At 41.7% G+C, this 11,538-nt stretch carries 10 protein-coding genes and 1 other annotated feature (1 of these 11 only partly in view); all 10 genes read left to right on the top strand.

Annotated elements, in window-relative coordinates:
* Positions 1-229 precede the first annotated feature (229 nt).
* Positions 230-694 (top strand): CtsR family transcriptional regulator, encoded by a 465-nt coding sequence (locus ACTJKA_RS17510; RefSeq protein ID WP_003217184.1) that lies wholly within the window; start codon positions 230-232, stop codon positions 692-694.
* Between the two features lie 14 nt (positions 695-708).
* A complete protein-coding gene (locus ACTJKA_RS17515; protein WP_243824784.1) occupies positions 709-1,266 on the top strand; it encodes a UvrB/UvrC motif-containing protein in 558 nt (185 codons plus the stop codon).
* Between the two features lie 4 nt (positions 1,267-1,270).
* On the top strand, positions 1,271-2,362 hold the full coding sequence (locus ACTJKA_RS17520; protein ID WP_008345444.1) for a protein arginine kinase: 1,092 nt from the start codon (positions 1,271-1,273) through the stop codon (positions 2,360-2,362).
* Positions 2,359-4,794 (top strand): ATP-dependent protease ATP-binding subunit ClpC, encoded by a 2,436-nt coding sequence (clpC, locus tag ACTJKA_RS17525; protein WP_007496263.1) that lies wholly within the window; start codon positions 2,359-2,361, stop codon positions 4,792-4,794. The genes ACTJKA_RS17520 and clpC overlap by 4 nt, the downstream gene beginning before the upstream one ends.
* A gap of 93 nt (positions 4,795-4,887) precedes the next feature.
* Entirely contained in the window at positions 4,888-6,267 is a 1,380-nt protein-coding gene (radA, locus tag ACTJKA_RS17530) for a DNA repair protein RadA (protein WP_017359160.1), read from the top strand.
* Positions 6,268-6,269: 2 nt separating this feature from the next.
* Positions 6,270-7,349, top strand: coding sequence for a DNA integrity scanning diadenylate cyclase DisA (disA, locus tag ACTJKA_RS17535; RefSeq protein WP_007496267.1), 1,080 nt, complete (start codon positions 6,270-6,272; stop codon positions 7,347-7,349).
* A 153-nt stretch (positions 7,350-7,502) separates the two neighbouring features.
* A complete protein-coding gene (locus ACTJKA_RS17540) occupies positions 7,503-8,603 on the top strand; it encodes a PIN/TRAM domain-containing protein (protein WP_003217214.1) in 1,101 nt (366 codons plus the stop codon).
* A 13-nt stretch (positions 8,604-8,616) separates the two neighbouring features.
* Entirely contained in the window at positions 8,617-9,306 is a 690-nt protein-coding gene (gene ispD, locus ACTJKA_RS17545; protein ID WP_008345432.1) for a 2-C-methyl-D-erythritol 4-phosphate cytidylyltransferase, read from the top strand.
* A 3-nt stretch (positions 9,307-9,309) separates the two neighbouring features.
* Positions 9,310-9,786, top strand: a complete 477-nt coding sequence (ispF, locus tag ACTJKA_RS17550; protein WP_007496273.1) for a 2-C-methyl-D-erythritol 2,4-cyclodiphosphate synthase — start codon at positions 9,310-9,312, stop codon at positions 9,784-9,786.
* 94 nt (positions 9,787-9,880) lie between these two features.
* Positions 9,881-11,332, top strand: coding sequence for a glutamate--tRNA ligase (gltX, locus tag ACTJKA_RS17555; RefSeq protein ID WP_007496275.1), 1,452 nt, complete (start codon positions 9,881-9,883; stop codon positions 11,330-11,332).
* Positions 11,333-11,538 (top strand) — a binding site (T-box leader) (it continues 24 nt past the right edge of the window).

Consider the following 11,538-nt stretch of genomic DNA (forward strand, 5'->3'; position numbering starts at 1 on the left):
GCGCCGATGGTAGTTGGGGGTTTCCCCCTGTGAGAGTAGGACGCCGCCAAGCTTTTCAAAGGATCAGTTCCAGTCGGAACTGGTCTTTTTTGTGTTTTTGGGACGTTTGGCACCAGATAAATGTGGAAATAATATTGTTAGTTGAGCGATTATCTTGAAAAATCGATCGAAAAAATTTATAGTAAGATTAAAGTCAAATATAGTCAAAGTCAATGGAGGAGGAGGCGGAGTGGCACAAAATATTTCTGATATCATCGAGCAGTATTTGAAGGAAGTCTTGGATCAGAATGGTCGAGAAATATTAGAAATTAAACGCAATGAAATTGCAGATAAGTTTCAATGCGTACCTTCACAAATTAACTATGTTATCAATACACGCTTTACGAGCGAAAGAGGTTATATCGTCGAAAGTAAGCGTGGCGGCGGTGGCTATATCCGTATCATTAAAGTCAAAATGAATGATGAAGTCGATTTATTGAACAACATTATTTCCCAAATATATCATCGTTTATCACAGGCTGCATCTGATCATATCATCATGCGCCTTGTTGAGAACAACATTTTATCTGAAAGAGAAGCAAAGATGATGATTAGTGTCATGGACCGTTCTGTTTTACACATTGATTTACCTGAACGAGATGAACTGCGGGCTCGGATGATGAAAGCGATGTTAAATGCTTTGAAATTAAAGTAAAGCGGGTGAAAAGATTGATTTGTCAAGAATGCAATGAGAGACCAGCCACTTTTCACTTTACGAAAGTAATAAATGGAGAAAAACAAGAAATGCACATATGTGAACAATGTGCAAAAGAAAACAGTGATTCATATGCTATGAGTGGAAACCAAGGTTTCTCGATTCACAACTTATTATCAGGCTTATTGAATATTGATCCTAGCTTTACCACAAGTGCAAATAAAGGATCATCTATTTTTCAAGAGACAAGAGAAGTGGATCAATGTCCTAAGTGTGGCTTAACTTTTCAGCAATTCAGGAAAACAGGCCGTTTTGGCTGTGCAGAATGTTATCGAACCTTTGATCAGTATTTAAATCCTGTTTTAAGGAAAGTCCATAGTGGAAATACAGTCCATAATGGAAAAGTCCCTAAACGGATTGCCGGCAGTCTGCATGTTCGCCGGAAACTTGAGTTAATGCAGCAAGAACTGAAGCAGCTGATTGAACAGGAAGAGTTTGAAAAAGCAGCGGAAGTTCGAGATCAAATTCGTGCATTAGAGCATGAGCAATCTCAGCATAGGGAGGGAGATTAACGACATGTCGCTCCAGCATTTTATTCAAGACGCATTAAGTCAATGGATGAAACAGAAAGGACCAGAAAGTGACATTGTTCTAAGCAGTCGTATTCGGCTGGCACGCAATCTAGAGCATGTTCGTTTCCCAACTCAGTTTTCTCAAGAGGAGGCTGAAGCTGTTCTTCAGCAATTCGAGCAAAAGTTTGCGAGCCAGGAAGTGAAGGACATTGGAAACTTTGTTCTGATTCGAATGAATGACACGCAGCCTTTGGCTAAAAGGGTACTTGTTGAAAAGCATTTGATTAGCCCCAATTTAGCAGAATCAAGATTTGGTGGCTGTTTGCTTTCAGAAAATGAAGAAATCAGTGTCATGCTGAATGAGGAAGACCATATTCGTATTCAATGCTTGTTCCCAGGATTTCAGCTGGCTAATGCACTAAAAGCAGCTAACCAAATAGATGACTGGATTGAAGAGCAAGTGGATTATGCGTTTTCTGAAAAGCGAGGATACTTAACGAGCTGTCCGACCAATGTAGGTACAGGTATTAGGGCTTCAGTCATGATGCACTTACCAGCATTAGCCCTGACAAGACAAATGAATCGCATTATTCCTGCAATTAATCAATTAGGTCTTGTGGTCAGAGGAATTTATGGTGAGGGTAGCGAAGCAATAGGAAACATCTTTCAAATTTCAAATCAAATGACACTGGGTCAATCAGAAGAAGATATTGTAGATGACTTGAATAGTGTGACGGCACAGCTCATTGAACAAGAGCGATCTGCACGTAAGGCATTATATCAGACGTCTAAAATTGAACTTGAAGACAGAGTGTACCGTTCCTTGGGGATTTTGGCTAATTGCCGCATGATTGAATCTAAGGAAACGGCTAAGTGTTTGTCAGATGTGCGACTTGGAATTGATTTAGGTATCATTAAGGGGCTTTCAAGTAATATACTGAATGAACTCATGATTTTGACACAGCCTGGCTTCCTTCAGCAATATTCAGGAGGAGCCTTGGAACCAAATGAAAGAGATATAAAACGAGCAGCAATTATTAGAGAAAGGCTGCGCTTAGAAATGCATAGGAATGGACAGGAGGATGAAACGATATGATGTTTGGAAGATTCACTGAAAGAGCTCAAAAGGTATTAGCACTTGCACAAGAAGAAGCCATTCGCCTAGGCCATAAGAACATCGGAACAGAGCATATTTTACTTGGTCTTGTACGTGAAGGTGAGGGCATCGCCGCAAAAGCATTAGAAGCACTGGGCCTTGTTTCAGATAAAATCCAAAAAGAAGTCGAGAGCTTGATTGGAAGAGGGCAAGAGGTGTCTCAAGCTATTCCTCATTACACACCTAGAGCGAAGAAGGTTACGGAGCTTTCTATGGATGAAGCGAGAAAGCTTGGTCATTCCTATGTAGGGACAGAACATATTCTTTTAGGTCTTATTCGTGAGGGAGAGGGTGTAGCTGCCCGTGTCTTAAATAACCTCGGAGTGAGCTTAAATAAAGCACGCCAGCAAGTATTGCAGCTTCTAGGCAGCAATGAAACGGGTGCATCTGCGGCAGGATCTAATAGCAATGCCAATACACCAACTTTAGATAGCTTGGCAAGAGACTTAACGGCTATTGCGAAAGAGGACAGTTTGGACCCTGTGATTGGCCGTAGCAAAGAAATTCAGCGTGTCATTGAGGTCCTAAGTAGAAGAACAAAGAATAACCCTGTGCTGATTGGGGAGCCTGGTGTTGGTAAAACAGCGATCGCAGAAGGCCTCGCACAGCAAATTATTCACAACGAAGTGCCTGAAATTCTGCGTGATAAACGAGTCATGACACTTGATATGGGAACCGTTGTAGCGGGAACGAAATATCGTGGTGAATTCGAGGATCGTTTGAAAAAAGTCATGGACGAAATCCGTCAGGCTGGAAATATCATTCTCTTCATTGATGAGCTTCATACACTGATTGGTGCAGGAGGAGCAGAGGGTGCGATTGATGCCTCTAATATTCTAAAACCATCTTTAGCACGTGGTGAGCTTCAATGTATCGGGGCAACAACGTTAGATGAGTACCGTAAATATATTGAAAAAGATGCTGCACTTGAACGTCGATTCCAGCCAATTCAAGTGGACCAGCCATCTGTTGATGAAAGTATTCAAATTTTAAGAGGGCTTAGAGACCGTTATGAAGCACATCACCGTGTGTCTATTACAGATGAAGCCATTGAGGCGGCCGTAAAACTTTCTGATCGTTATATCTCCGATCGTTTCCTTCCAGATAAGGCGATCGACTTAATTGATGAGGCGGGTTCAAAAGTTCGCTTACGTTCTTTCACAACACCGCCTAATCTAAAGGAACTTGAGCAAAAGCTGGATGAAGTACGCAAGGAAAAGGATGCAGCTGTTCAAAGTCAAGAATTTGAAAAAGCCGCTTCTCTTCGTGATACGGAGCAACGTTTGCGTGAAAAGGTAGAAGTGACGAAGAAATCTTGGAAAGAAAAGCAGGGACAAGAGAATTCAGAGGTTTCTGTTGATGATATCGCAATGGTTGTTTCTAGCTGGACGGGAGTACCTGTTTCAAAAATTGCTCAAACAGAAACAGATAAGCTCCTGAACATGGAACAATTGCTCCACTCTCGCGTCATTGGACAGGATGAAGCAGTTGTTGCTGTTGCAAAAGCTGTAAGACGTGCCCGTGCTGGACTAAAAGATCCGAAACGTCCGATTGGCTCCTTTATTTTCTTAGGGCCAACAGGTGTTGGTAAGACTGAGCTTGCAAGAGCACTCGCCGAGTCTATCTTCGGTGATGAAGAAGCGATGATTCGTATTGATATGTCTGAGTACATGGAAAAACACTCGACTTCAAGACTTGTTGGATCACCTCCAGGCTATGTGGGTTATGATGAGGGCGGTCAGCTGACTGAAAAGGTGAGAAGAAAGCCGTATTCTGTCGTGCTTCTAGATGAGATTGAAAAGGCGCACCCTGATGTGTTTAACATCTTACTTCAAGTGTTAGAAGATGGTCGTCTCACTGATTCTAAAGGTCGTACTGTTGACTTTAGAAATACGATTTTGATTATGACTTCAAACGTTGGAGCTAGTGAGCTGAAGCGCAATAAATATGTTGGCTTTAACGTGCAGGATGAAAGTCAAAATTACAAAGATATGAAAGGCAAAGTAATGGGTGAGCTGAAACGTGCGTTTAGACCGGAGTTCATCAACCGTATTGATGAAATCATTGTCTTCCACTCACTCGAAAAGAAACATCTAAAAGAGATTGTGTCTCTCATGTCTGATCAATTGACAAAACGACTAAAAGAGCAGGACCTTTCAATTGAATTGACGGAAGCAGCAAAAGCCAAGATTGCCGACGAAGGCGTAGATCTTGAGTATGGTGCTCGTCCGTTAAGAAGAGCGATTCAAAAGCACGTCGAGGATCGACTTTCTGAGGAATTGCTGAAAGGCAATATTGAAAAGGGCCAACATATCGTATTAGATGTAGAAGATGGAGAAATTGTCGTAAAAGCAACGGCTGCTACGAACTAATATAGTAAGAAAAAAGTGTGAGGCATACCAGTAAGTTGGATGCCTCCCTTTACTTATTTTCTGACCAGTATAAGGAGTTGTATTCTTCAATCTATGGCTAAGTCAAAATCAAAATTTATATGCCAATCGTGCGGTTATGAGTCAGCCAAATGGATGGGGAAATGTCCCGGCTGCGGCACTTGGAACAGTATGACAGAAGAGGTCGTTCGTAAAGAGCCGGCAAATCGTCGAAGTGCGTTTAATCATTCTGTTCAAACCATTCAAAAACCTTCACCTATATCTGCAATTGAAACATCCGAAGAACCCCGAATTAAAACGAATTTAGAAGAATTTAACCGAGTATTAGGAAGTGGAATTGTCAAAGGTTCACTCGTTCTTATTGGCGGTGATCCTGGGATTGGGAAGTCAACACTATTATTACAAGTTTCAGCACAGCTATCAGATCAAAATCAGAATGTGTTATACATATCTGGTGAGGAATCAATCAAACAAACGAAGCTTAGGGCGGACCGTCTCGGTATTGAAAGTGCCTCTTTACATGTTTTGGCTGAAACCGATATGGAGTATATAACGTCTGCTATACAAGAGATGAAACCCGCTTTTGTTGTGGTCGATTCAATTCAAACCGTTTATCAAAGCGATATCACGTCAGCTCCTGGATCTGTTTCTCAGGTGAGGGAATGCACTGCGCAGCTGATGAAAATTGCCAAGACGAATGGTATTCCTATTTTTATTGTTGGTCATGTGACGAAGGAAGGCTCGATTGCTGGGCCGCGCCTTTTAGAGCATATGGTGGATACAGTTCTTTATTTTGAAGGGGAGCGCCATCATACGTTTCGTATTTTACGGGCAGTGAAAAACCGTTTTGGTTCAACGAATGAATTAGGGATTTTTGAAATGAGGGAGGAAGGGCTCACAGAGGTATTAAACCCATCAGAAATCTTCTTAGAAGAGCGGTCAGCAGGTGTATCTGGATCGTGTGTTGTTGCCTCAATGGAAGGAACAAGACCTGTTCTAGTGGAGATACAAGCACTTATTTCACCGACGAGCTTTGGGAATCCACGGAGAATGGCTACTGGCCTTGATCATAACCGAGTGTCATTGCTTATGGCCGTTTTAGAAAAACGGGTAGGGCTGCTGCTGCAAAACCAAGATGCCTATTTAAAGGTCGCAGGTGGTGTGAAACTTGACGAACCAGCGATTGATTTGGCTATTGCCGTCAGCATTGCATCAAGCTTTAAAGATGCAGCGCCGCATCAAGCAGATTGCTTTATAGGAGAAGTGGGTCTGACGGGAGAAGTCAGAAGAGTATCAAGAATTGAACAGCGTGTGCAGGAAGCTGCTAAACTAGGATTTAAACGAATGTTTATTCCTCAGGCGAATATAGATGGATGGAAAAAACCGAGAGGGATTGAATTAGTCGGTGTAGAAAATGTAGCAGAGGCACTTCGTATTTCACTAGGGGGATCATAGAAATGGAAAAAGAGAAAAAAGGAGCGAGAGAAGTCGATCTCTTAGATATTGTCCAGTTTGTGGCACCGGGGACACCCCTGCGGGCAGGGATTGAAAACGTCCTAAGAGCCAATACTGGAGGGCTCATTGTTGTTGGTTATAACGATAAAGTGAAAAGTGTGGTAGATGGAGGATTTCATATTAATTCTGCTTTCTCCCCAGCACATTTATATGAATTGGCGAAGATGGATGGGGCGATTATTTTAAGTGACTCTGGTCAAAAAATCTTGTATGCGAATACACAGCTCATGCCGGATGCAACCATTCATTCATCAGAAACAGGCATGAGACACCGAACGGCTGAACGTGTAGCAAAGCAGACAGGCTGCTTAATCATTGCCATTTCTGAACGTCGGAATGTCATTACCTTATACCAAGGGAATCGACGATATACGCTGAAAGATATTGGTTTTATTTTGACGAAGGCTAACCAAGCGATACAAACACTTGAGAAATATAAAACCATTTTAGATCACGCCATTTCTGCGTTAAGCGCCTTAGAATTTGAAGAGCTTGTGACCTTTGGTGATGTATTATCCGTGCTGCATCGTTATGAAATGGTACTTAGAATCAAAAATGAAATCAATATGTATATCAAAGAGCTTGGGACAGAAGGACACTTGATCCGTCTGCAAGTCAATGAGCTGATTACAGATATGGAGCAGGAAGCGGCTTTATTTATTAAAGATTACGTGAAAGAAAAGATCAAAGATCCATATGTGCTGCTGAAACAGCTCCAAGATATGTCGAGCTTTGAACTTTTAGATGACTCTATTTTGTACAAGTTACTCGGCTATCCAGCATCTACAAATATTGACGAATATGTGTACACTAGAGGATACAGATTACTTCATAAAATCCCTAGACTGCCTATGCCAATCGTTGAAAACGTGGTCGAAGCATTTGGTGTGCTAGATCGAATTATGGAAGCAGATGTACAAGATTTGGATGAAGTAGAAGGAATTGGAGAAGTAAGAGCGAAAAAGATAAAAAAAGGATTAAAAAGACTGCAAGAAAAACATTATATCGACCGTCAGCTATAAAAAGAGAAATTTTTCTTAAATACGGTTAAAAATGGATGAATATGGGTATATTAATGATGGTTTTGTTTTCTGTTCATGATGATAGGAAACTTAAGCATATATCAATGTCAGATGAAGGTGGATTGACAGATGAAAAATAAAGGAGGTGAAGGTATGTTAAAAAGAATCGTTCAGGCGTTTTTTATCATTTTCGGTGCAGTTGTAGGGATTTTTATCATTCCAGAGTTATTTCTGCTGTTAAATGTGAAGGACATACCTTTCATAACAAATGCTTACTCTTCAGCACTAATAGGAGCCGCTGTGTTCTTTATCATTGGTAAATGGTGCACAGGCTATGTGGTTAATTGGGTGAAATGGATCGAGGATTCTCTATTGAAGGCGCCTCTTCCTGATCTTATATCTGGAAGTTTCGGTTTAGTATTTGGACTTATTCTAGCATATCTTATTGTAAACGTGATCCCGCTAAACAATATCCCATATCATATTTTTGGTACCATTATTCCGATTTTCCTGGCTTTCTTTTTAGGATACCTTGGATTTCAGGTAGGGTTTAAGAAGAAGGATGAAATGATGGGGCTGTTCTCCCGATCTGCAAAGGTCACAAAGAAAAAAGGAGCAGCTGATGATGAACCTGAAATAGAAGATAAAAAGCTGAAAATTTTAGACACAAGTGTTATCATTGATGGAAGAATCGCAGATATTTGTCAAACTGGATTCCTAGAAGGTGTGATGGTCATTCCTCAATTTGTACTCGAGGAATTACAACATATTGCAGACTCTTCTGATGTATTAAAGAGAAATAGAGGCCGAAGAGGTCTTGATATTTTAAATCGTATCCAAAAAGAACTGGATATTAAAGTTGAAATTTACGAAGGTGACTTTGAAGATATTCAAGAGGTTGACAGCAAGCTTGTGAAACTCGCTAAGTTAACTTCAGGTGTTGTTGTGACAAATGATTTTAATTTAAATAAAGTATGCGAACTTCAAAAAGTAGCAGTGTTAAACATCAATGATCTAGCCAATGCAGTCAAACCGGTTGTACTGCCTGGGGAAGAAATGAAGGTACAGGTCATCAAAGATGGGAAAGAGCATAACCAAGGTGTTGCTTACTTAGATGACGGTACGATGATTGTGGTCGAAGAAGGACGCAATTATATTGGAAAAGACATTGATGTGCTCGTCACGAGTGTGCTGCAAACTGCTGCTGGAAGAATGATTTTTGCGAAGCCAAAACTTCTGGAGAAGGCGCTCTAAAGGGAGAACGAACATGTATTATGAAGTAGTTATTCCGGCTGCGGGGCAGGGGAAGCGAATGAAGGCCGGCCGCAATAAACTTTTTATTGAATTGAAAAGAATGCCGGTCATCATCCACACACTGAAGGTGTTTGACGCTCATTCACAATGCAGACGCATGATCTTAGCGATCAATGAAGAAGAGCGTCGTGACTTTGAAAGGCTACTGAAGGTACACGCTTTTCAAACGCCTGTTTCACTTGTCACTGGCGGTGAAGAACGGCAGCAAAGTGTATACGAAGGATTGAAGGCTGTGCAAGATGCGGACATCGTGCTTGTTCATGATGGCGCAAGGCCTTTTATTAAGCATACACAGATTGACTTGCTCGTTAAAGCAGCGATTGAAAAAGGCTCCGCAGTCGTAGCGGTACCAGTGAAAGACACAATCAAACGCGTTCAAGAAGGCAAAGTGGAACAAACCATTGAACGTCAGAGCTTGTGGGCAGTCCAGACCCCACAAGCTTTTCGTCATTCTATTTTAAAAGAAGCGCATGAACATGCGGAGCGGACAGGCTTTCTTGGAACAGATGACGCCAGTCTTGTGGAACAATTACACGGTGAGAGTGTGTATATTGTCCAAGGAGACTATACCAATATTAAACTGACAACACCGGATGATTTATTGGTTGCCAAGGCAATTATGGATGCGGAAAGAGGGTACTAGAACATGTTTAGAATAGGACAAGGTTTTGATGTACATCAATTAACAGAGGGAAGACCTCTTATTATTGGCGGTGTGACGATCCCTTATGAAAAGGGTCTACTTGGGCATTCAGATGCGGATGTACTGCTTCATACTGTGGCGGATGCCTGCCTAGGTGCGATTGCAGAAGGAGATATCGGCAGACATTTCCCAGACACGGATCCGGAGTTTAAAGATGCAGACTCTTTTAAATTACTTCAGCACGTGTGGGCGCTTGTAAAAGAAAAAGGCTATACACTGGTGAATATCGATTGCACGATCATGGCGCAAAAACCAAAGATGGCACCATACATTCAGCCAATGTGTGAGAAAATCGCAGAAGCCCTTGAGGCAGATGTCACACAGGTGAATGTCAAAGCAACAACGACAGAGAAACTTGGATTTACAGGAAGAGGCGAAGGAATTGCCTCTCAAGCAACCGTACTTCTTCAGAAAAAGTAAAATCCGTTTTGATGAGAATGGGTTTTGATGATAAAATACGTTTATAAAAAATTGGTGTCAGACAACATGATGCAGATGAAAGGAAGTTAAACTCATGGGAAATGAAGTGCGTGTTCGTTATGCACCGAGTCCAACTGGTCATTTACATATTGGGAATGCTAGAACGGCTCTTTTCAACTATTTGTTCGCACGCAGCCAAGGCGGCAAATTTATTATTCGAATCGAGGATACGGATCAAAAGCGTAATGTAGAAGGCGGAGAAGAAAGCCAGCTTCGCCATTTGCAGTGGCTCGGGATTGATTGGGACGAGAGCATTGATAAAGATGGGGGCTACGGTCCTTACAGACAATCAGAGCGTAATGATATTTACAAAAAATATTATGACGAGCTGCTAGAGAAAGACTTGGCGTATAAGTGCTATTGTACGGCTGAAGAACTAGAAGAAGAGCGTGAAGCACAAATTGCCCGCAGTGAAATGCCTCGATACTCTGGTAAATGCAGTCATTTATCAAAAGAAGAAGAGGACAAGCTGATTGCTGAAGGAAGAGAGCCAAGCATCCGCTTCCGAGTGCCTAAAGGAGAAATCATCAAATTTGACGATATGGTCAAAGGCGAGATTTCATTTGAAACAGACGGCATCGGTGACTTTGTTATTGTGAAGAAAGATGGTACACCAACGTATAACTTCGCTGTAGCGGTGGATGATCATTTGATGAAAATGACTCACATTCTTCGTGGTGAGGATCACATCTCGAATACACCTAAACAAATTATGGTCTTCAATGCATTTGGCTGGGATGTTCCGCTGTTCGGACATATGACGCTGATTGTAAACGAGAACCGCAAGAAATTAAGCAAACGTGATGAATCAATTATCCAGTTCATCGAACAGTATAAGAACTTGGGCTATTTACCAGAAGCTTTGTTTAACTTCATTGCACTACTTGGGTGGTCTCCAGTTGGCGAAGAGGAACTATTTACAAAAGAGCAGTTCATCGATATTTTCGATGTCAATCGACTTTCTAAGTCACCAGCTCTCTTCGATATGCATAAACTAAAATGGGTGAATAACCAATACGTAAAAGCACTTGATCTTGATCAAGTTGTGGCACTTACACTTCCACATCTTCAAAAGGCAGGCAAGGTAAGCGAGCAGCTGACAGAAGAAGAAAACACGTGGGTGCGCAAACTCATTTCTCTATACCACGAGCAATTGAGCTACGGAGCAGAAATTGTTGAGTTAACAGAGTTGTTCTTTAAGGAACAAATTGAGTATAATCAAGAGGCAAAGGAAGTTCTTGCAGAAGAGCAAGTACCAGAAGTGATGGCTTCGTTTGCAGGTCAGCTTGAACGTCTTGAGTCTTTCACACCTGATGAAATCAAAGCTGCCATTAAAGCGGTACAAAAAGAAACAGGGCATAAAGGTAAGAAACTATTCATGCCAATTCGTGTGGCTGTCACTGGACAAACGCATGGCCCAGAGCTTCCGCAAAGTATTGAACTACTAGGTAAAGAGACGGTATTAAACCGCATTAAACAAATATAAGGAAAATCGTTGCGAGGGAGAAGTACAATGTTATCGTCCATCACAGAAAGAGTCTTCACCGGCTGAAAGAGACTTATGGGCAGACGTTGGAAATGCACCCTCAAGACCCTTGAGGAACACGTATGTTAGTATGCAAGGGCGGTACCCTCCGTTATGGGATGAAGTTGAGAAGGCTGCGAAATGAGGGCTTTCTAAACAGAGTGGAA

The sequence above is a fragment of the Bacillus sp. 22190 genome (genome assembly GCF_052045575.1).
Classification (GTDB): domain Bacteria; phylum Bacillota; class Bacilli; order Bacillales; family Bacillaceae; genus Bacillus; species Bacillus altitudinis.